Origin of the sequence: Streptomyces sp. NPDC005925 (assembly GCF_040638805.1) — a bacterium.
Classification (GTDB): Bacteria; Actinomycetota; Actinomycetes; order Streptomycetales; family Streptomycetaceae; genus Streptomyces.
Window position 1 is genome coordinate 70,830 of sequence record NZ_JBEXVL010000020.1, and the last position, 19,599, is coordinate 90,428.

General features: G+C 71.1%; 16 protein-coding genes and 2 tRNA genes. 6 read left to right on the plus strand and 12 right to left on the minus strand.

Going from position 1 to position 19,599, the window contains the following annotated elements; translation table 11 throughout:
• The first annotated feature begins 85 nt into the window (after nucleotides 1-85).
• The gene (locus tag ABZ354_RS21325) at nucleotides 86-502 is read left to right on the plus strand and encodes a Fur family transcriptional regulator (protein ID WP_358658956.1); all 417 of its coding nucleotides are present in this window, start codon (nucleotides 86-88) and stop codon (nucleotides 500-502) included.
• A gap of 170 nt (nucleotides 503-672) precedes the next feature.
• Here the strand turns inward: ABZ354_RS21325 and ABZ354_RS21330 are convergent.
• The 4 genes from ABZ354_RS21330 to ABZ354_RS21345 form a co-directional block, all read right to left on the minus strand.
• Nucleotides 673-746: transfer RNA gene (locus ABZ354_RS21330), tRNA-Met, on the minus strand.
• Between the two features lie 87 nt (nucleotides 747-833).
• Nucleotides 834-2,639 (minus strand): tetratricopeptide repeat protein, encoded by a 1,806-nt coding sequence (locus tag ABZ354_RS21335; RefSeq protein WP_358658958.1) that lies wholly within the window; start codon nucleotides 2,637-2,639, stop codon nucleotides 834-836.
• Between the two features lie 228 nt (nucleotides 2,640-2,867).
• Nucleotides 2,868-2,941, minus strand: a tRNA-Met gene (locus ABZ354_RS21340).
• A gap of 44 nt (nucleotides 2,942-2,985) precedes the next feature.
• Nucleotides 2,986-5,940, minus strand: a complete 2,955-nt coding sequence (locus ABZ354_RS21345; protein WP_358659016.1) for a UPF0182 family protein — start codon at nucleotides 5,938-5,940, stop codon at nucleotides 2,986-2,988.
• Between the two features lie 163 nt (nucleotides 5,941-6,103).
• On the opposite strand from ABZ354_RS21345, the gene ABZ354_RS21350 reads away from it, so the two are divergent.
• Entirely contained in the window at nucleotides 6,104-6,646 is a 543-nt protein-coding gene (locus ABZ354_RS21350; protein ID WP_358658960.1) for a PPA1309 family protein, read from the plus strand.
• 93 nt (nucleotides 6,647-6,739) lie between these two features.
• Here ABZ354_RS21350 and ABZ354_RS21355 read toward each other — a convergent pair whose 3' ends face one another.
• The 4 genes from ABZ354_RS21355 to ABZ354_RS21370 all read right to left on the minus strand — a co-directional run bounded on the left by ABZ354_RS21355 (nucleotide 6,740) and on the right by ABZ354_RS21370 (nucleotide 9,901).
• Complete coding sequence (locus tag ABZ354_RS21355) at nucleotides 6,740-7,834, minus strand: PDZ domain-containing protein (protein WP_358658962.1); 1,095 nt, start codon at nucleotides 7,832-7,834, stop codon at nucleotides 6,740-6,742.
• Between the two features lie 68 nt (nucleotides 7,835-7,902).
• Nucleotides 7,903-8,067 carry a hypothetical protein gene (locus tag ABZ354_RS21360; protein ID WP_358658964.1) on the minus strand — a complete coding sequence of 55 codons (165 nt, stop codon included), beginning with the start codon at nucleotides 8,065-8,067 and terminating at the stop codon, nucleotides 7,903-7,905.
• Nucleotides 8,068-8,203: 136 nt separating this feature from the next.
• Complete coding sequence (locus ABZ354_RS21365; RefSeq protein WP_358658966.1) at nucleotides 8,204-8,665, minus strand: molybdenum cofactor biosynthesis protein MoaE; 462 nt, start codon at nucleotides 8,663-8,665, stop codon at nucleotides 8,204-8,206.
• 123 nt (nucleotides 8,666-8,788) lie between these two features.
• On the minus strand, nucleotides 8,789-9,901 hold the full coding sequence (locus ABZ354_RS21370; RefSeq protein ID WP_358658968.1) for an SDR family oxidoreductase: 1,113 nt from the start codon (nucleotides 9,899-9,901) through the stop codon (nucleotides 8,789-8,791).
• Between the two features lie 192 nt (nucleotides 9,902-10,093).
• Between ABZ354_RS21370 and ABZ354_RS21375 the strand changes: the two genes are divergently transcribed.
• Together ABZ354_RS21375 and ABZ354_RS21380 are read left to right on the plus strand one after the other, a co-directional pair.
• Complete coding sequence (locus ABZ354_RS21375; RefSeq protein ID WP_358658970.1) at nucleotides 10,094-11,569, plus strand: zinc-dependent metalloprotease; 1,476 nt, start codon at nucleotides 10,094-10,096, stop codon at nucleotides 11,567-11,569.
• A complete protein-coding gene (locus ABZ354_RS21380) occupies nucleotides 11,566-12,081 on the plus strand; it encodes an NUDIX hydrolase (RefSeq protein WP_358658972.1) in 516 nt (171 codons plus the stop codon). The genes ABZ354_RS21375 and ABZ354_RS21380 overlap by 4 nt, the downstream gene beginning before the upstream one ends.
• 86 nt (nucleotides 12,082-12,167) lie before the next feature.
• On the opposite strand, the gene ABZ354_RS21385 is transcribed toward ABZ354_RS21380, so the two are convergent.
• The 4 genes from ABZ354_RS21385 to ABZ354_RS21400 form a co-directional block, all read right to left on the minus strand.
• Nucleotides 12,168-12,923: an AIM24 family protein gene (locus ABZ354_RS21385; protein WP_358658974.1), complete on the minus strand. Its 756-nt coding sequence runs from the start codon at nucleotides 12,921-12,923 to the stop codon at nucleotides 12,168-12,170.
• 16 nt (nucleotides 12,924-12,939) lie between these two features.
• A complete protein-coding gene (locus ABZ354_RS21390) occupies nucleotides 12,940-13,620 on the minus strand; it encodes an AIM24 family protein (RefSeq protein ID WP_358658976.1) in 681 nt (226 codons plus the stop codon).
• Nucleotides 13,621-13,633: 13 nt separating this feature from the next.
• Nucleotides 13,634-15,403: a TerD family protein gene (locus ABZ354_RS21395; protein ID WP_358658978.1), complete on the minus strand. Its 1,770-nt coding sequence runs from the start codon at nucleotides 15,401-15,403 to the stop codon at nucleotides 13,634-13,636.
• A 138-nt stretch (nucleotides 15,404-15,541) separates the two neighbouring features.
• The gene (locus ABZ354_RS21400) at nucleotides 15,542-16,138 is read right to left on the minus strand and encodes a M48 family metallopeptidase (protein WP_358658980.1); all 597 of its coding nucleotides are present in this window, start codon (nucleotides 16,136-16,138) and stop codon (nucleotides 15,542-15,544) included.
• A 624-nt stretch (nucleotides 16,139-16,762) separates the two neighbouring features.
• On the opposite strand from ABZ354_RS21400, the gene ABZ354_RS21405 reads away from it, so the two are divergent.
• Both ABZ354_RS21405 and ABZ354_RS21410 read left to right on the plus strand, forming a co-directional pair.
• On the plus strand, nucleotides 16,763-17,980 hold the full coding sequence (locus ABZ354_RS21405; RefSeq protein WP_358658982.1) for a TOMM precursor leader peptide-binding protein: 1,218 nt from the start codon (nucleotides 16,763-16,765) through the stop codon (nucleotides 17,978-17,980).
• Nucleotides 17,973-19,337 carry an AarF/ABC1/UbiB kinase family protein gene (locus ABZ354_RS21410; protein WP_358658984.1) on the plus strand — a complete coding sequence of 455 codons (1,365 nt, stop codon included), beginning with the start codon at nucleotides 17,973-17,975 and terminating at the stop codon, nucleotides 19,335-19,337. The genes ABZ354_RS21405 and ABZ354_RS21410 overlap by 8 nt, the downstream gene beginning before the upstream one ends.
• Nucleotides 19,338-19,599 lie beyond the last annotated feature (262 nt).

A 19,599-nucleotide genomic window follows, 5' to 3' on the forward strand; every position in this document is an offset into this window, starting at 1 on the left:
CCACATTGGATTTCATCCAATTCAAGTAGAGATCCAAAATCACACCTGTTCGGGACCTGGTCCGGTCTGCTGTTAGGCTGATGCCATGAGTGACCTTGTGGATCGGCTACGTGGACGCGGATGGCGGATGACCGCGCAGCGGCGCGTCGTGGCCGAGGTCCTTGAGGGCGAACACGTCCATCTGACGGCCGACGAGGTGCACGCCCGTGCCGTCGCCAAGCTCCCCGAGATCTCCCGGGCGACCGTCTACAACACCCTCGGCGAACTGGTCTCGCTCGGCGAGGTGCTCGAGGTCGCCACGGACAAGCGCGCCAAGCGGTACGACCCGAACGCCCACCGGCCGCACCACCATCTGGTGTGCGCCCGGTGCGGCGCGATCAGGGACGTCCACCCGGAAGGCAACCCCCTCGCGGACCTCCCCGCCTCGGAGCGCTTCGGATTCACCGTCTCGGGCGTCGAGGTGACGTACCGCGGCCTCTGCCCGGCCTGCGCATCGGCGTAGCCCACGCGACACGCGACCCCGACGGCCCCGGCACCGGTGAGTGCCGGGGCCTTTTCCTGCGCTCTACCCTGCCGGGCTGCGGGCGGACGAACACGCGGGTGAGCGGGCAGGCCAGGCAAGCAAAAGACCGAGGGCCGGAAACCTTTCGGTTTCCGGCCCTCGGTCTTCAGTAGCGGGGACAGGATTTGAACCTGCGACCTCTGGGTTATGAGCCCAGCGAGCTACCGAGCTGCTCCACCCCGCGCCGCTGGACGCAACGTTACGTCAGCGCCGACGTCAGAGGCAAATCGCTTCAACCGAGGGCAGCCGCCCGGAGGGCGTCCGGGCGGGCTCACGCCGACAGTTCCTCGCGCAGCGCGTCACGAAGCCGTTCCGCACGCTCCGCGACCGCCCCCGGTCCCAGCGACGCCGCCCGGTCCGCCCAGCGCTGCCCTTCCGCCAGCTCTCCCCGGCGGGCGTAGACGAGGGCCAGCCGGAGGGCGGCGCGTCCGTGCCCCGCGTCGGCGGCCCGTGTCCACCACACCGCCGCCTCGGGCTCGCTGCCCTCCCTGGCGAGCAGCAGCCCCAGGTTGAAGGCACCGTTGCGCGACCCGGCCTCCGCGGCCTCCCGGTACCAGCGGGCCGCCTCGACGACGTCACCGCGCGCGGCGGCCAGCATGCCGACCCGCACCTGCGCCCGGCGGTGTCCCTGCGAGGCCGCCCGCTCGTACCACTCCTCGCACTCGGTCTTCTGGTGCACCGCTTCGCCCAGCTCGTGCGCGGGGGCCGGCGCGCGGCGCGCGTCCAGGACCGTCGCCAGCCGGTACGCGGCCTCCGCGCTGCCGCCCCCCGCCGCGCAGCGCAGATACCGCTCCGCCTCGTGCTCGTCGCCGTCCCGCAGCCGGGCGATGCCGACCTGGAGCGCCGCCTCGGTGTGCCCGGCGCCCGCGGCACGCTCGTACCAGCGCAGCGCGTCCTTCCCCTCGCCCCGCCCCGCGTACAGGATCCCCAGGTTGAACGCGGCGTCCACGCTGCCGGCCTCGGCGGCCTTGGAGAACCACGGCTCGGCGCCGGTCTCGTCCCCGCCGTGCAGCAGCAGGATGGCCAGCGCGTTCGCCGCCTCGCGGTGTCCGGCGTACGCCGCGTGCCGGTACCACTGCTCGGCCTGCGAGGTGCGGCCCTGCTCCGCGCAGAGCAGCCCGAGGTTGTACGCGCCGTTGATGTCTCCGGCGTCCATCGCGGCCCGGTACCAGCGTTCGGCGGTCTGCGTCTCACCCCGCTCGGCGTGCAGCGCGCCCAGCGCGTTCGCGGCGTTGCCGTCGCCGTCCTGGGCGGCCCTCAGCCACCACACGGCGGCGTTCTCGGTGTCGCCCGCGTCGCGCAGCAGGAAGCCGAGCGCGCAGGCGGCCCGCACTTCGCCGTCCTTGGCGGACGTCAGGTACCAGCGCCCCGCCTCCTTGAGCTCACCGCGCTTCTCCAGGATGGCTCCCAGGTGCAGCGCGGCCCGGCGGTGTCCGCGCGCGGCGGCCTGCCGGTACCACTGCTCGGCCTCCTCCGCCGCGGCCGGGCCGGCACCGTCGGTCTGCTGCGGCGCCCGCCGGTCCAGGGTGCGCGCGAGCCGGTACGCGGCCTCGCGGTGGCCACGCTCCGCCGCTGCTCTCATCCACCGCACGGCGCCGCCGTCGCCCCGGTGTTCCAGCAGGTCGGCGAGGGCGTACGCACCCAGGGCATGTCCCTGTTCGGCGGACTGGCACAGCCAGTACTCGGCGGCGGGTTCGTCGCCCCGCTCGCGGTGGTACCGGCCGAGCGCGTGCGCGGCTGCGGCGGATCCGGCCACGGCGGCGATCCGCCACCAGCCGGCCGCGTCGTCGGCGTAGCCGCGCTGGTGGAGGAGGACGCCGAGGTTGTTGGCGGCGGCACGGTCACCGGCCGCGGTGCCCGCACGCAGGTGGGCTTCGGCTCCGTCGAGGTCACCGCGGCGCAGGAGCATGGCGCCGAGAACGCTCATGGCCTCGGCGTCACCGGCCTCGGCGGCGAGCCTCAGACGCATCTCCTCCGCGGCCTCACCCGTTTCGTCGCCACTGGTCTCGTCCCGGCCGGACGTCTGCACAAATCGCCCTGTCCCGTACAGAGTTGCCTTGTCCCCCATAACGTCCATCGTCGCACCACCTGCAACCTGGGTACACCTGGTATACCGCAGCCATTGAGGTCACTTCAGCGTTTTGTCGACATGCCCACAGAGAGATAAGTCAAACACAGTTCCATCAAGTCCCCACGGCGGCACGACCGTCGAATAGACGTCGGTACATGAATGTCGCACACACAAAGGCCCGGATCCTTGAAGGATCCGGGCCTTGTGATCGTGCGGTCGAAACCGCCGATTCAGTAGCGGGGACAGGATTTGAACCTGCGACCTCTGGGTTATGAGCCCAGCGAGCTACCGAGCTGCTCCACCCCGCGCCGTTGTGATGCAACCGTATCACGGCGCGGGGTGGGTGATCCGCTCAGCTGTTCTGCGGACTGCCGGAGGGCTTCGGGGACGGACTGCCGGACGGTCGCGGGCGCTCGCCCTTGCCGTCCCCGGCGGCGGCGCCGCCGCCCTTCGCAGCCCGGGACTGGGCGTCCTCGGCCCGCTTCAGGGCGTCCTCCAGGTCCTTCTGCGCCTTGCCGTACGCCTCCCAGTCACCCTTCTTCAGGGCTTCCTGGCCGGTCTCGAAGGCCTTCTGGGCGTCGTCGAGCGCTTCCTGGACCGTCGGGTTGTCGGACGTCGGCGGCGGTGTCGTCTCCTCGTCCCCCGGTGGCTTCTCGGGCGCGCCCTTCGCTCCGAACACCTTGTCGAGGGCTTCCTCCAGCGTGTCCTCGAAGGCGGTGTTGCCGCCGTAGGTGACCAGCACCTTGCGCAGCAGGGGGTACTTGAGGCCCCCACCGCGCACGTACACCGGTTCCACGTAGAGCAGTCCGCCGTCGAGCGGGACGGCCAGCAGGTTGCCGTACTCGACTTCCGAGTCGCCGCCTCTCAGCAGCCTGATCGTCTCGGCGATGGCCTGTTCGGAGTTGAACTGGCTCTGCACCTGTTTGGGTCCGGCAGCGGTGGTGCTGGTCGGCAGCTTCAGGATTCTGATGCTGCCGTAGCCCTTGGTGCCCGCCTCGGCGTCGACCGACATGAACGCGCTCAGGTTGTCCCGCCCGTTGGGCGTGAACGTCGTCGTCAGGGAGAACACCTGCGACTTCTGGTCGGGCATCTTCATGCTGAGGTAGTACGGCGGCACCGCGTTGCCCGACTGGTTGGTCGGGTCGTCCGGCACCTGCCACACCTCGCTGCCGCTCAGGAACGTCTGCGGGTTCCTGACGTGGTAGCGGGTCAGCAGCTCGCGCTGGACCTTGAACAGGTCCTGCGGGTACCGGAAATGGTCCATGAGCGCCGCGGAGATGTCGCTCCTGGCCTTGACCGTGCCGGGGAACGCCTTCATCCACGTCTTCAGGACGGGATCCTTGGTGTCCCACTCGTAGAGCTTGACCTCGCCGGTGTACGCGTCGACGGTCGCCTTCACCGAGTTGCGGATGTAGTTGACCTGGTTCTGCTGGGCCACCACCGCACGGTTGTCGTTGGTGGCGGTCAGCGAGTCGGCCGTCGTGTCGCCGAGCGTCGTCCGCGACGAGTACGGGTAGCCGTTGGTCGTCGTGTACGCGTCCACGATCCACTGGATGCGTTTGCCCACGACGGCCGGGTAGGCGTCGCCGTCGATGGTCAGCCACGGGGCGATGGCCTCGACGCGCTCCTTCGGCGTGCGGTTGTACAAGATCCGCGAACCCTCCCCGATGGCACCGGAGTAGAGGATCTGCGGCTCGCTGAACGCCGCCGCGTACGCGGCCCGGTTCACCGGGTTGGAGAGGTCGACCCCGCTGTCGCCCTTGTAGCTGTAGGTCTTCTCGCCGTTGTCGTCGGAGTAGTCGATCTCCTTCTGGGGACCGCCGACGATCGAGTACGAGGTGGTCTTCTCTCCGTAGTAGACCCGCTGCTCGTACGACCCGAGGCTTCCCCTGGACGGCAGGTCCGACTCGGTGAACTTCGGGCGGCCCTCGGAGTCGGCGGTGGTTCCCTCCGCGGCGACGACGCCATAGCCGTGGGTGTACCGGAAGTGGTCGTTGATCCAGTTGTTCTTCGGGATGCCGCTCAGGTTCAGCTCGCGAAGGCCGATGACCGTGTCCTGGACCTTGCCGTTCTTGCTGTACCGGTCGACGTCCAGGTTGGTCGGGAACGCGTAGTAGTTCCTGATCTGCTGGAGCTGCTGGAACGTCGGGGACACGATGTTCGGGTCGAGGATGCGGACGCTCGCCGTGGCGGGGACCTTGTCCCGCAGCCGGCTCTTGTCCTCGGTCTGGCTCGTCCCCGGATATTCCGTGACCTTCGCGCCGTCGATGCCGTACGCGTCACGCGTGGCCTTGAGGTTCTTCTCGACGTACGGGGCTTCCTTGGCCTGCTCGTTCGGCTGGACCTGGAACTTCTGGACGATCGCCGGGTACAGACCGCCGATGAGGATCGCGGAGAGCACCATCAGGCCGAAGCCGATCACGGGCAGCTGCCAGGTGCGCCGCCACAGCGTGCCGAAGAACAGCAGCGCGCAGATCACGGCGATGCAGAACAGGATCGTCTTGGCCGGCAGATAGGCGTTCGCGTCGACGTACCTCAGGCCCGTCCAGTTGTCCGTGGCCTTGAAGTCGCTGGACTTGACCGCCAGTCCGTACCGGTCGAGCCAGTAGGCGACCGCCTTCAGGGCGACGAACACACCGATGAGCACCGACAGGTGACCGGTGGCTGCGGCGGTGGCTCGGGCGCCGGGGCTGGTGACGCGCAGGCCGCCGTACAGGTAGTGCGTGAGCGCGGCGGCGATCAGGGACAGGACGACGGCGGCGAAGCCGAAGCCGAGCAGGAACCGGTACCACGGCAGGTCGAACGCGTAGAAGGACACGTCCAGCTTGAACTGGGGGTCCTTCTGCCCGAAGGAGACGCCGTTGACCCACATCAGCCAGGTCCGCCACTGGCTGGAGGCGGAGGCGCCGGCGATGAGACCGACGAGGGCGGTGATGCCGAGCAGCAGCCACTTCTTGTACGGGGCGACGCTCATCCGGTAACGGTCGAGATTCTGCTGCTCGGCCGACATGGCGCTCAGCGGGGGCCGCAGCCGGTGCGCGAGCCAGATGTTGAGCCCGACGGCGACGGCCATCAGCAGACCGAAGACGAAGAACAGTCCGATCTTGGTCCACAGGGTCGTCGTGAAGACCGACGAGTAGTCGACCGAGCGGTACCACAGCCAGTCGGCCCAGAAGCCCGCGAACATCGTGAACGCCATGAGAAGCACGGCGAGCACGCCCAGTGTCATGAGCAGGGTCCGGACCCGCCGGGACGGGCGGCCCACTCTGATCCGTGGCCCCGACGGGCCTCCGCCGCGGTCCGGCATCTGGAAAGCCAAGGTGCGCACCTCGAAGTCGCTGTTGATCCGTCAGGCCCGCGTGTTCGTGGACCGTGTGCGGGGTCTCTGATCGCGGACCCCACACCTATGCAACTTACTCACCGTTTACTCGGTTCCCGATTCCGGGCGGGAACGAGGCAGGATTGTGACTATGTCCAACACCCCCATGGCGGCGAACCCGCTCACCCGGGCCGTACTGGAGATCGACGAGTACGTCTCCGGTCTCGGCTGGGACCAGCCCGCCCGCCTCTTCGCCCTTGTCGACACCGCACGGCTACGGGCCGAACAGCCCACGCTCGCCGACCGGCTCGGTCTGACGGATGAACAGGAGTCCCCCGGCCTCACCCCGATCGAGCAGGACGAGGTGGCAACGGGCAAACCGCTCGACGAGTTCCTCGGCACCATCGCCTGGCCCGACGCGGTGGTGGGCTGCGCACTCTCCGTGGAGCGGCTGATGCTGCCGCCGTCCGCCGAGGCGCAGGTCCCGAAGGATCTGGACGAGACGCAGCTGACGAAGTGGGTGGCCGAGCACCCGCAGCGTCAAGAGGTCCGGATGACCGTCGCGGTGCTGCGCGACGGCGCCCGCGAGTCGGCCCTGCGACTGCGCGAGAAGGACTCCCCGACGGAGGTCCTCACCGGGTCGGACCTGGTGCCGGGCCTGGCGGAGGCACTGGCGGCGACGTTCGAGGACTGAGCCGACGGTTGCCGCTCGCGCGGCTGGGGCGCCCCGCACGGTGCGGGGCGCCCCAGCCGTCGTACGGGCGCTCGGCGCGCGGCGGGGTCTGTGTCAGCCCTTGGCCGAGCAGGCCGGCAGGCCGTCGGTGTCTCCGGCGCGGATGTCCTTCAGGGCGTCGAGGGCGTCGTCGATGGTGTTCACCTTGACGAGGGTGAGTCCGTCGGGGGTGTCCTTGGCCGCGGTCGCGCAGTTGTCCGCGGGCGTCAGGAAGTACTGGGCGCCCTTGGTGCGGGCTCCGACGGTCTTCATCTCGATGCCGCCGATCGGCCCGACCTTGCCTGCGTCGTCGATGGTCCCGGTGCCGGCCACGAAGCTGCCGCCGGTCAGGCTGCCCGGGGTGAGCTTGTCGTAGATGCCGAGCGCGAACATCAGGCCGGCGCTGGGGCCCCCGACGTCGGCGAGCTTGATGTCGATGCTGAACGGGAAGGTGTGGTCGGTCCCGGCGGAGATCCCGACGATCGCCCGCTTCCTGTCGTCGTCGGACGTCGCCGTGGTGATCGTGACGTCCTCGGTCTTCGCCGTCGCCCGGTTCGCCTTCTCGGCGGCGGCCTGCTCCTTGGCCGGCACGATCGTGAAGACGGTCTTCTGGCCCGGCTTGTGCTTGGTCACCAGTCCGGCGACGTCCGAGGGCTTCTTGACGGGCGTACCGTCGACGGCCTTGATCACGTCGCCGGCGTGCAGCCGGCCCTCGGCCGGGGAATCCCTCACGACCGTCGAGACGATGACCCAGGACTTCACCGGAACGTCCAGCTCCTTCAGGGCGGCGACCTTCGCGCTCTCCTGGGACTGGCTGAACTCCTCGGCGTTCTCCTGGGTGGACTCCTCCTCCGTCTTGCCGTCCGGATAGAGGGTGTCGTGCGGCACGACCTTGTTGTCGTGGGCCAGCCAGCCGTACACGGCCTCGACGAGGTTCATCCGGTAGTCGGCGCTGGTCACCCGCACCGTGGTCATGTTCAGGTGACCGCTCGTGCCGTAGGTCTTCCGTCCGGAGATCTGGAGAACCGGCTCGCCGTCGTGCTGCCCGAGGGTGTTCACCGTCGGCCCCGGTGACATCTCCGCGTACGGCACGGGGATGAACACTCCGACGCACAAAAGGGTGATCAGCATCAGGGTGGAGGCGAGCATCGTCGCGGTGCGGCGTGGCATGGCACGACAGTACGGGACGCTCCTGTCAGGTGACCGTCAGGGCCGCCCGTGCGGGAACCCGGCAGCGGTCAGTCGCTCGGGCCGGTCTTCTCCATGGCCTCGCGGAACCGCGCGTACCCGATGAGCTCGGGCCCGTCGCTGCGCGCCCTGCGGGTTCTGTTGGCCCATGTGCCCCACAGGCCGGCGCCGACAGCGGCCCCCAGCGGAATCAGCAACCAGGCAAGCGCCGCCATGCCGACCTCCCAACCCTGTAACGCGCGTTCTCGACCGACTGATCAGCAGATTAACCATCCGCAGGGACAACGCTCACGCCAGGGGGGCGGTTACGCAACCCGAGGCGTTCGGGGGACGCAGCCGGCCGACGCCCGGTCAGCAGGCCCCGACCCACTCCTCGGTCCCGTCGGAAAACTTCTGGTGCTTCCATATAGGCACTTCGTGCTTGAGGTCGTCGATCAGCTTCCGGCAGGCGTCGAAGGCCTCCCCGCGGTGCGGGCAGGACACGGCGACGACGACGGCCAGGTCACCCACGGCGAGTTCGCCCACCCGATGGACGGCCGCCAGGGCACGTACGGGGTAGTCGGCGACGATCTTCTCCGCGATCCGGCGCATCTCGGCCTCGGCGCTGGGGTGGCACGAGTACCCGAGCGCGTCGACGTCCGCGCCGCCGTCGTGGTTGCGCACCGTGCCGACGAACAGGGCCGTGCCGCCCGCCGCGTCGTCGCCCACCGCGCGGAAGACCTCGTCCAGGGAAAGCGCACTGTCACGGATGCCGATCAGCCTGATCGGGTCCTGCGCCGCCTGCTCACCGGGGTGGTCATTCGTGGGTGCCATGTCCCCCATCGTGCCCCACCCCACCGACAACGGGGAACAGCGGCAACGCCCGGCGCACACGCGTGCCGGTTCGCAGTCTCCCTGCCGGAGGCCGGTACGCGGAGCGCCTCGGTGGTGCCGCTCTCAGATCCGCCGGCGGGCCTTGCGCGCGCGGCGCACCACGGCCGCCGCGCCCAGCAGCGCCACGGTCGCTCCGGCGGCACCGGCGGCCGTCGCGTCCTTGCGTCCGAGCCGCCGCCCGGCCACGGTGTGCCGCCCGGACACCTCCTCCAGCAGTTCCGCGAGCACGTCCTCGTTGGTGTACTTCGGCCGCCATCCCGCGTCGTGCAGCCGGCTCCCGCTCACCACCCACGGGTACATCGTGTACGCCAGGTCCCCGGCCGGGGACGGGGTGAGCCCGATGCGGTGCAGCCGGGCCGCGGCACCCAGCGCGACGGTCGACGGCAGCTCCATCCGCCGGATCCCGCTGAGCTCCTCGACCTCCTCCTGTTCCAGCCAGCCGTCACAGCCGACGGCGAGCTCCCCCTCGGCCTTCTCCAGAACGGCGTACTCCAGGGCGCTGCACAGGTCCTCGACATGGCAGAACTGCCACGCGGGACGCGACCCGGCCACGACCAGCAGGCGCGGCGACTCAAAGTACCTGGTCAGGGCCGTGTCGGTGCCGCCGACCAGGACGGCCGGGCGCGTCACGGTCACGTTGAGCCCGGGGTGTGCCCGGGGTGCGCGCCGCGCCAGGCGCTCGATCTCCAGCAGGTCGCCCACGCCGGTGGCCTCCGCCGTCGCCCGCAGTTCGGCGTCCTCCGACAGCGGCAGCTCGTTGTCCGGGAGCGCGCCGTAGACCATGGCGGAGGTGCACAGCACGACACGGTGGACGCCGGCCGCGGCGGCGGCCGTCAGCACGGTCTGCGTTCCCCGGACGTTGTAGGCCGTCCGGGCGGCCGAGTCGGTCTCCAGATCGAGGTCGAGCGCGAGATGCACCACGACGTCGGCCCCGCGGAGCTTGTCGGCGATGGCCGGGTCCCGCACGTCGAGGATGTGCCAGGTCGCCGCCTCGCAGTCGCCACGCCGTTCGTCGATGGCCACGACCTGCCTGACCTCGTCCGATGCGGCGAGCCGCCGGGTGAGCAGGGCGCCGACGCCGGACGCGGCACCGGTGACCGCCACGACGGGCCCTCTGGGCGCGGGACTGGTTGACTGGTTTCGCGCTGCGCGAACCTGCGGGTCTGGGGAACTCACCGGGCGTCTCCAGAGGTTGTCTTCAGTACGAACACGCGATACGCGTACGTACCAGGTGGCATCCATCCTGCCGCAGGCCGTCAGCCGGCGAAGCACCGAGGCCCGATCGGTCCCAGGTGTCTACGCTGGGTGGTGTTGTCGGGCAGCCGTGCCGCCGGAAAGAACCGGCGGCCTTACCAGCCGAGGAACCCCGTGAGTGACACCCCATTCGGATTCGGCCTTCCGCCGGAGGAGCCGGACGACGGCGACGAGGGCAAGAAGAAGGACCAGCGGAACGGCGGTGGTCAGGACCCGGCCGACGCGTTCGGTTTCGGGCTGCCCGGGGCCGGAGGCTTCGGCGGCCCCGGCGCCGACAATCCGTTCGCTGCCATGTTCGGCTCGCTGAACCCCAACGACCTGGGCGCCGCGTTCCAGCAGCTGGGCCAGATGCTGTCCTACGAGGGCGGCCCGGTGAACTGGGACATGGCCAAGCAGATCGCCCGCCAGACGGTCTCCCAGGGCACGCCGGACGGCGTCAAGGACGCGAGTGTCGGCCCCTCCGAGCGCACGGCCGTCCAGGAGGCCGTCCGTCTGGCCGACCTGTGGCTCGACGACGCGACGTCCCTGCCTTCGGGCGCGGGCTCCGCGGTGGCGTGGAGCCGCGCCGAGTGGGTCGAGGCGACCCTGCCCGCGTGGCAGGAGCTCGTCGACCCGGTCGCCGAACGCGTCGGCACCGCCATGGGCGACGTACTGCCCGAGGAGATGCAGGCCATGGCCGGCCCGCTGATCGGCATGATGCGGTCGATGGGCGGCGCCATGTTCGGCACACAGATCGGTCAGGCCGTCGGCGTGCTCGCCGGCGAGGTCGTCGGTTCCACCGACATCGGCCTGCCGCTCGGCCCGGCCGGCCGGGCCGCGCTGCTGCCGGTGAACATCGAGGCGTTCGGCAAGGACCTGGGCGTGCCCCAGGAGGAGGTGCGGCTGTACCTGGCCCTGCGCGAGGCCGCCCACCAGCGTCTGTTCGCGCACGTGCCGTGGCTGCGCTCGCACCTGTTCGGCGCGGTCGACGGCTACGCCCGCGGGATCAAGGTCGACACGGCGAAGCTGGAGGACGTGGTCGGCCAGTTCGACCCGCAGAACCCCGAGCAGCTGCAAGAGGCGCTCCAGCAGGGCATGTTCCAGCCGGAGGACACCCCCGAGCAGAAGACCGCCCTGGCCCGTCTGGAGACCGCGCTGGCCCTGGTCGAGGGCTGGGTGGACGCCGTGGTGCACGCCGCCGCCAAGCCGCGGCTGTCCTCGGCGGACGCGCTGCGCGAGACGCTGCGCCGCCGCCGCGCCTCGGGCGGTCCCGCGGAGCAGACGTTCGCCACGCTGATCGGTTTGGAGCTGCGCCCGCGCAGGTTGCGCGACGCGTCCCGGCTGTGGGCGTCGCTGACGGACGCGCGCGGCGTCGACGGCCGGGACGCCCTGTGGGCGCACCCGGACATGCTGCCCACGGCGACCGACCTGGACGACCCGGACGGCTTCGTGCACCGCGAACACCTCGACTTCTCCGAGCTCGACAAGATGCTCGGCGAGGCCGCCGGCAAGGCCGACCTGCGCAAGCGGGACAAGGCGGAGGAGAGCGGGGACAAGGCCGAGGAGAGCGGGAGCGACGACGACACGGGCAAGGGCGACGACACCGAGTGAGCCTGTACGACGACGCGGTCCTCGTACTGAAGGCGTACGAGGACCAGCATGAGCTGCGCCGGGTGTACCTGGACCATCTCGCCGCCCACCCGGACGGCATGTGGAAGGCCTGCCCGGAGGGCCACATCACGGCGAGCGCCCTGGTGGTCGACCCTGCGCGGGAAAGGGTTCTGCTGACCCTCCACAAGAAGTTGCGCATGTGGCTGCAGATGGGCGGCCACTGCGAGCCGGGCGACGCGACGCTGGCGTCGGCGGCCCTGCGCGAGGCGACCGAGGAGTCCGGCATCGAGGGCCTGACGCTGTTCGCGGGCGGCCCGGTGCGCCTGGACCGCCACAGCACGCCCTGTGCCTGGCACCTGGACGTGCAGTACGCGGCGCTGGCCGCGCCCGGCGCCGTCGAGGCGATCAGCGACGAGTCCCTGGACCTGCGCTGGTTCCCGTACGCCGAGGTCGCGGAGGTGGCCGACGACTCGGTGGTACGTCTGCTGGAGGCGACGCGCGCGCGGCTGTGAGCCCGGCCGGCGGGGCTGGGTACGGGTGAGGGGCGTCCGCGACGGCGGGCGCCCCTCACGTTCGCCGACGGTCCCGCTCTGGACGGTCAGCTCCAGACGTTGCCCTGGTTCTGGCCGCGGGCTCCCTGCTGCCCCATGCCGTACTGGGCCGCGAGGCCCGACCCGACCTGGGCGTTCTGCGGCGGCAGCAGCTCGCTGGGCTGGACGAGGGCGAAACCGGTGCCCATGAAGCTGAGCTCCCAGCCCTCACCGGTGCTGCCGCGGCGCCGCCACACGCCCGACGAGTGCGTCTGCGCCTGCATCTGCACCCGCAGGCTCGTGGACCAGGCCACGATCGCGTCGGCGTCGCAGTTGACGTACCTGTCGGGCGTCACCTGCATCATCAGCGGCATGCCGGAGGTCATCAGCGCGACCTTGCCGCGGCCGGTGATGTTGAGCTGGTACTTCCCGGAGCCGGAGATGCCGTAGAGGCTGTCCACGGCGATGACCTCGTGGTGCAGCCCGGAGTCCATCGCCAGCACATAGCTGCTGTCGACGGTGATGCCGTCCTGGTCGACGTCGACGAGGTGGACGTGCTGCTTGAGGTTGGCCAGGTAGACCGTGCCCTGCCCGTGGCAGCGCATCAGGTCCAGACCCTCGCCCGTGTGCGCACGCGCACGTGCCTGGCTGTTGTTCTGGTACTCGGCGTCGAACTCGACCATGCCCTGGTAGGCGACCATGGTGCCCTTGCGGGCGAGGATGTCGTCGTGGCCCTCCAGGGTGACCCGGAGCATCTGCTTGTTCTGCAGGCTCCAGCGCTCCTGGGACTGCTGGTCGTTGTACGCGAAAATCGGGCTCTGCATGGTGTGGTGCTCCCCCTCAGCCCCGGAGCCGGAGACGGTCGGTGCTGTCCTCGCTGGGCTGGACGACGACGATGCCCTGACCGGAGAAGGCCATCTGGTAGGCCTCGCCGCTGCCGCGGCCGATCAGTGACTGCGCCTTGAAGCTGCGCTTGCCCTTCACCTTGAGGTTCGGGGACCAGGCGACGAGCGCGTCCGGGTCGACGTACGTCTCGTCCTCGCCGCCGCCGCAGTCGACGACGATCGGCTTGCCCCGGGAGGTCAGCGCGACCCAGCCCTGCCCGGAGATCTTGGTGTTCCACATGCCCTGACCGGCGAACTTCGCCAGGCCCTTGACCCGCTCCACGCCCCACTGGAGGTGGGCGTCGAAGGCGAGCAGGTTGGTGGCGTTGACGGAGATCCCGTCGCCGTTGAGGTTGATCACGACGACGTTCGCGCCGTAGTCGGCGAGGTAGAGCAGGCCGTCGCCGGAGCACTTCATCAGGGGCGCGCCCTCGCCGGTGACCCAGTCACGGGCGATCTGGCGCACGGCCGGCGGGTTGGGCTCGTACTGGACGAACCCTTCGTAGGCGACCATCGAGCCGACGCGCGCGAGGAGGTCGTGTCCGGTCTGCATGGCGACCTTGGCCATGTGGTTGCCGTGATTCTCCATACGGGCGGCGACGGGTGCGGGGGCGTAGCCCGCGAGCGGCTGGTTCATGACGGGCTCTCCCTCAGATCTCGTAGGGCTGGACGATGACGAAGCTGCCGGGCGCCGCCCGGAGCTGCAGGTTCACGCTCTCCCCGGTGTCGCCGGGGTAGGCGTTGCGGCGCAGCCGCACCTGGCTGGAAACGACCACCTGCGCGGCGGCCGACCAGGCGACCACGGCGTTGCAGTCGGCGAACGTGGTGGGCGTGACGGGCAGCACCACGGGGGTGCCGTGCGTCTTCACCACGATCGTGCCGGTGCCCTGGAACTGCATCGTGAACAGCGCGCCGCCCGGGATGCCGTGCCCCTCGATGCGGCGGACCTCGTACTGGAGGGTCTCGTCGAACGCGAGGACGTTCTCCGCGGAGACGCACACGGCGTCACCCTGGAGCTCGATGGGGTGCAGCATCGTCGAGTTCTCGGCGAGGAACACCTGCCCCTGGCCGGAACAGCGCATCAGCTGCATCTCCTGGCCGGTCGCGTTGCCCACGATCCGGCCGGCGAAGCCGGCGCCCTTGTAACTGAAGTCGACCTTGCCCTGGTACAGCACCATGCTGCCCTGTCGGGCCAGCACGGGCTGCCCGCCGATGCCGAGGTCGACGCGGACCATTTTGCGGTTCTGCTGCGTCCAGCGCTGCCCGGTGGGCGTCTCCCGGAACTGCTGGAGAGCGGCGGCCACGCCCGCGCCCTGCGGCGCGCCCTGGGCGGCGGGCACTCCCTGGGGGACGCCCTGCGGGGCTCCGTAGGGCGCCTGCTGGCCCGGAACTCCCGGCGCCTGGCCGTACGGCGGCGGCTGGCCGTGTCCGGTCGGGGGCTGCTGACCGTACCCGGGGGGCGGCGGCTGCTGGCCGTAGCCGGGAGGGGGTGGCTGCTGTCCGTAGCCGGGCGGCGGGGCAGGGGCGTGCGGCGCCTGCGGCTGGGCGTAGCCCGGGGGTGGCGGGGCGGCGGGTGCCTGGCCGTACGGCGGCACCTGCTGGCCGGGCGGGCCGTAGGGGGCGGGTGCCGGGGGCGGCACCGGGGAGCCGCCGGGCGGGGTGTGCAGGGGCGCGACGATGGTCGGCGCCGTGTGCACGGGTGGCGTGACGCCCGGGGGCGGAGGTGTGGCGCCCGGTGGGGGCGCGAAGCCCTGGGGGGCGGGCGCCGGCGCGGGGGCGGGGCCGCCGGGAGCGCCGAACGCGGGCGGGGGCACGGACTGGCCACCGGGCGGCGCGAAGCCGGGGGTGGCGCCGCCCGGCGTCTGCGGTTGCGGTGCTGCGGGCGTCTCCTCCTCGGCCACCTCGCCGCCGAAGTTCTTCAGCAGCGCCTCGAGGCCGCCGTCGAAGCCCTGGCCCACAGCGGCGAACCGCCACACGTCCTTCAGGTAGAGATCGCCCAGCATGACGGCGCGCTCGGTGGTGAACTCCGAGCCGCTGAACGGGTAGCGCGCCACTTCCTCGCCGCCCGCGACGATGCGCAGGTAGCCGGGGCCGACCTGCGACATCTGACCGGCGCCGTCGATCGTCGCGGTGAAGGACAGCTTCTGGATCTGTGGCGGGATCCGGTCGAGGGTGACGCGGAAGGACTCGGTGTCACCGGCCTGCGCGCCGAGGAGCTGGACGGACTCCTCGGGCGACTTCGGCTGGTTGTAGAAGATGAAGTACCGGTCGTCCGAAAGACGCTCACTCGCGTCGAGACCGAAGCAGCTGATGTCGAAGCTCAGCCCGGGGCCGGAGATCTGCACGCCCACGTACAGATCCGTCCCCGCGGTCAGATCACTGATCCTGGCCTTGTGGCCGCGTTGGAATTCCCTCGCCATGCGTTACGACCGTCCCCCAACCCGAAGTGAGTGCGTCGCGTCAGGCTAACGGCAAAGTCCGACAGTGGACGATGTCGGTACAGACCCGGTACACAACCCGCGCGTGCCCGTACCGGACCGGCTCTTTCGGCCAGTCGATCACTCGCCGCGCGCCCCGGGCACGTGCGGCAACCGGTCGGCGTCGACGACCCCGTCCAGGTAGCCGCGGGCCCGCTCGGTGCGCGGATACGCCTCCAGCAGTTGCCAGAAACGCGGGCCGTGCCCGGGGACCAGCAGATGCGCCAGCTCGTGCAGGAGGACGTAGTCGACGACGTACTCGGGCATGCCCTGCAGCCGGTGCGAGAGGCGGATGCTGCCCTCGGCCGGGGTGCACGAACCCCACCGCGTGTTCTGGTTGGTGACCCAGCGGACCGAACCGGGTCTGGCGCGGCCCTCGAAGTACTGCTCCGACAGCCGCCGGGCACGCTCGGCCAGCTCGCCGTCCCCGAGCACCCGCTTGCTCTCCTGGGCGGCGAGTCTGTCCAGCATGACGCTCACCCAGCGCTGCTCCTCCGCCTCGGACATCCGGGCGGGGATGAGCACGACGGTGCGATCACCCTCGCGGTACGCGGAGACCGTCCTGCGCCGGCGTGAGCTCCTGCGGACTTCGATCGCGTGCGCCTTCGAACCGCTGGGCGGCGGGCTCGTCGCGCTGCGTTGCGGGCTTCCGGCGCGGTGCAGGGGGTCGGCGGACACGCCCCGACCGTACCCGCTGGGCACGGGGGAAGTCCCGGCTCCGCTCGCTTCCCTACCGATCCCCCACCGGGCGTTTGATTTGTACGACCGCGCGCCGGGAGGCTGGGGACGCGCCCGGAGGGTGGGTGCGGTGCGGGCTGAGGCCGGGGTGGGCGGAAGCCGGGGACGGTGCACCGCAGGGCGGGAGACGCGGTCGGAAAGGCGGCGGGGGCCGGTGCGGCTGGCGGGCGCGGGGCGGCGCGGCCGAGGGCGGTGCGACCGGAGGGCGGAGAGCGGCGCGGCCGAGGACGGTGCGACCCGAGGGCGGGAAGCGGCGCGGCCGAGGACGGTGCGACCCGAGGGCGGGAAGCGGCGCGGCCGAGGGCGGTGCGACCCGAGGGCGGGAAGCGGCGCGGCCGGAGACCGGGCGCGGCGTGACTGAAAGAGAGGCGGGTGATCGCCAGGGACGGGGCCCTGCGAACACCGGGCCCGATCAGCGCTGCCGACTTGTACGACGAATCCTCTTGCCTGTGGACAACTCTCGACGTCCGAGCGGCCGGGTGGGGCATGCTGGCCGTCGCCGGGACGGCTTGGAGTGAGCCCGCCCGGCGAACGGGGACGTTGTGCGGCAATGGGGGGCCTTGGATGCATCCGGTGGTGAAGCCCGCGCTCAGGCGTGGCTGGCGGGATCTCAATACGGTGCAGTTCGGGATGAGTCCGGCGCAGGCGCTGACGCTGGGCCCGGTGGACACGGCGACGGGCAGCTTCCTGGAACTGCTCAACGGCACCCGCGGGCTCCCGCTGCTGCGTGAAGAGGGGCGGAGGATGGCTCTTCCGGAGGGTCATGTCGACAGGCTGGTGGCGCGGCTGACCCGGGCCGGGCTCCTCGACGACGCGCGAGGCGGCGGTCCTGCCGCCGACGCTCTGCGGGAGAAGAAGGAGGTCCTGGACCGGCTGCGTCCGGACCTGGCCGCACTGTCGCTGATCACGCCGGAACCGGGCGACGCGATAAGACTGCTGGCCGCGCGGAGTTCGCTTCGGGTACAGGTGAGGGGCTCGGGCCGGGTCGGCGCGATGCTGGCCGCGCTGCTGTCGGGAGCCGGCGTCGGCGAGGTCGACGTGCGGGACGTCGGGCGCGTCGAGCCGTGGGACGTCGCACCGGGTGGGCTTCCGGCCGAGTCCGTCGGCGAGCGCAGGGAGGAGGCGGCCCGCCGCGTGGTGCGCGACGCCGCCCCGGACCGTCCGGCCCGGCGGGGCCCGCGGTCGCCGCTGGAGGATCACGAGCCGGGCTTCTCCCTGGTCATCGTCGCTCCCCGGGACGACGTCGCCGTGCACGCGCCCGACCCGGGGACCGCGGAGCCGCTCATGGCGTCCGGTACACCTCACCTCTATGCCGGCGTCGTGGAGGGCACGGGCGTCGTCGGCCCGCTCGTCGTGCCGGGTGAGACGGGCTGCGCCGGCTGTCTGCAGGAGGAGCGCATCGACCAGGACGAGACCTGGCCCCGCCTGCTCGCCCAGTGGCGCTCGGCGAGTAGGCCGGGCCGGGTGGGGGCCTGTGATCTGGCGCTGGCGACCTCCGTGGCGGGGCTTGCGGCGGCTCATACGCTTGCCTTCCTGGACGGCCGGATGCCATCGACGGCCGGTGCACGCTGGGAGGTCTCCGCGCCGGGCCCGGACTGGCGGGCGCGGCCGGTTCGGGCGCACGCCGCGTGCCCCTGCGGAGCGGCGGAGAAAGGTAACGAGGAACACACCTCGGAGAACGAGGAGTCGCACGAGACAATGGCAGAGCAACTGCCGTCAGAGAAGTTCGATCGTCAGGCAGACGCAGCGCGGCTGGCTGGTACCTGGAGGGCGCATGTCTGATCTTCCCCGCAAGGCGGTCACCCGGACCGCCAAGCTCGCCGCGCTCCCGCTCGGCTTCGCGGGCCGGGCCACCTGGGGGCTCGGCAAGCGGATCATCGGCGAGTCCGCCGAGCTGGTCGGTCGCGAACTCCAGCAGCGCACCGCAGACCAGCTTTTCAAGGTTCTCGGCGAGCTCAAGGGCGGCGCGATGAAGTTCGGGCAGGCCATGTCCGTCTTCGAGTCGGCCCTGCCCGAGGAGGTCGCCGGTCCCTACCGCGCGGCGCTGACGAAGCTCCAGGACGCGGCCCCGCCGATGCCGACGCGCACGGTGCACGGGGTGCTCGACGAGCGGCTCGGCGAGGACTGGCGCGAGCTGTTCCTGGAGTTCGAGGACAAGCCTGCGGCCGCCGCGTCCATCGGCCAGGTGCACCGCGGGGTGTGGCACGACGGCCGCGAGGTGGCCGTCAAGGTGCAGTACCCCGGCGCGGGCGAGGCCCTGCTCTCCGACCTGAACCAACTGAGCCGCTTCGCCCGCCTGCTGGGCCCGCTCGTGCCCGGCATGGACATCAAGCCGCTGATCGCGGAACTGAAGGACCGGGTCACCGAGGAACTGGACTACGGCCTGGAGGCGCAGGCCCAGCAGACGCATGCCGAGGAGTTCGAGGGCGACCCGGACATCGTGGTGCCGGCCGTGGTCCACCAGTGCGACCAGATCCTGGTCACCGAGTGGATGGACGGGGTTCCGTTGTCGGAGGTGATCGCCACGGGCACCGACGAGCAGCGCGACCGGGCGGGCCAGCTCCTCACCCGCTTCCTGTTCTCCGGTCCGGCCCGGACCGGCCTTCTGCACGCCGACCCCCACCCGGGGAACTTCCGCCTGCTGCCCGGCGGACCGGACGGCGAGGACGACTGGCGCCTCGGCGTCCTGGACTTCGGCACCGTCGACCGACTGCCCGGCGGCCTGCCGCAGCCGATCGGCGAGTCACTGCGCCTGACGCTCGACGGTGAAGCGGAGGCCGTCTACGAGATGCTCTGCGCGGAGGGCTTCGTCAAGGAGTCCATAGAGCTGGACCCCGACGCCGTCCTCGACTACCTGGTGCCGATCATCGAGCCGGCGAAGGCCGAGGAATTCACTTTCAGCCGGAGCTGGATGCGCGGCCAGGCGGCCCGGATAGCCGACCCCCGCTCCCCCGCCTACCAGTTGGCCAAGCAGCTCAACCTGCCCCCGGCCTACCTGCTGATCCATCGGGTGACGCTGAGCACGATCGGCGTGCTGTGCCAGCTGGGCGCGACAGTGCGGATGCGGGACGAACTGGAGGAGTGGCTGCCGGGTTTCGTGGTGGACATGGACGAGGAGGAGTCCGCAGCCCCGGCGTGACGCCGGGGCAGTAGCCGGGGTTCCCCACCTCGCCGTCGCCCCCCTCGGCCGCGGCTCTCGACGTGACCGGCCACCGCTTGTCGCGCGTCGCGCGCGGCATTGAGGGCACCGGTCACCAGTCACCCGATCAAAAATGGCGGGTCGCGGAGTAACTGTTTGGCTTCCCGGCTTCCCGGCTTCCCGGCTTCCCGGCTTCCCGGCTTCCCGGCTTCCCGGCTTCCCGGCTTCCCGGCTTCCCGGCTTCCCGGCTTCCCGGCTTCCC

What these genes read in the sequence shown, in the direction of transcription:
- ABZ354_RS21325 (WP_358658956.1), top strand. Translation starts at nt 86, where the DNA reads ATGAGTGACCTTGTGGATCGGCTACGTGGACGCGGATGGCGGATGACC.
- ABZ354_RS21335 (WP_358658958.1), bottom strand. Translation starts at nt 2,639, where the DNA reads ATGGACGTTATGGGGGACAAGGCAACTCTGTACGGGACAGGGCGATTT.
- ABZ354_RS21345 (WP_358659016.1), bottom strand. Translation starts at nt 5,940, where the DNA reads ATGCCGGACCGCGGCGGAGGCCCGTCGGGGCCACGGATCAGAGTGGGC.
- ABZ354_RS21350 (WP_358658960.1), top strand. Translation starts at nt 6,104, where the DNA reads ATGTCCAACACCCCCATGGCGGCGAACCCGCTCACCCGGGCCGTACTG.
- ABZ354_RS21355 (WP_358658962.1), bottom strand. Translation starts at nt 7,834, where the DNA reads ATGCCACGCCGCACCGCGACGATGCTCGCCTCCACCCTGATGCTGATC.
- ABZ354_RS21360 (WP_358658964.1), bottom strand. Translation starts at nt 8,067, where the DNA reads ATGGCGGCGCTTGCCTGGTTGCTGATTCCGCTGGGGGCCGCTGTCGGC.
- ABZ354_RS21365 (WP_358658966.1), bottom strand. Translation starts at nt 8,665, where the DNA reads ATGGCACCCACGAATGACCACCCCGGTGAGCAGGCGGCGCAGGACCCG.
- ABZ354_RS21385 (WP_358658974.1), bottom strand. Translation starts at nt 12,923, where the DNA reads ATGCAGAGCCCGATTTTCGCGTACAACGACCAGCAGTCCCAGGAGCGC.
- ABZ354_RS21390 (WP_358658976.1), bottom strand. Translation starts at nt 13,620, where the DNA reads ATGAACCAGCCGCTCGCGGGCTACGCCCCCGCACCCGTCGCCGCCCGT.
- ABZ354_RS21395 (WP_358658978.1), bottom strand. Translation starts at nt 15,403, where the DNA reads ATGGCGAGGGAATTCCAACGCGGCCACAAGGCCAGGATCAGTGATCTG.
- ABZ354_RS21405 (WP_358658982.1), top strand. Translation starts at nt 16,763, where the DNA reads ATGCATCCGGTGGTGAAGCCCGCGCTCAGGCGTGGCTGGCGGGATCTC.
- ABZ354_RS21410 (WP_358658984.1), top strand. Translation starts at nt 17,973, where the DNA reads ATGTCTGATCTTCCCCGCAAGGCGGTCACCCGGACCGCCAAGCTCGCC.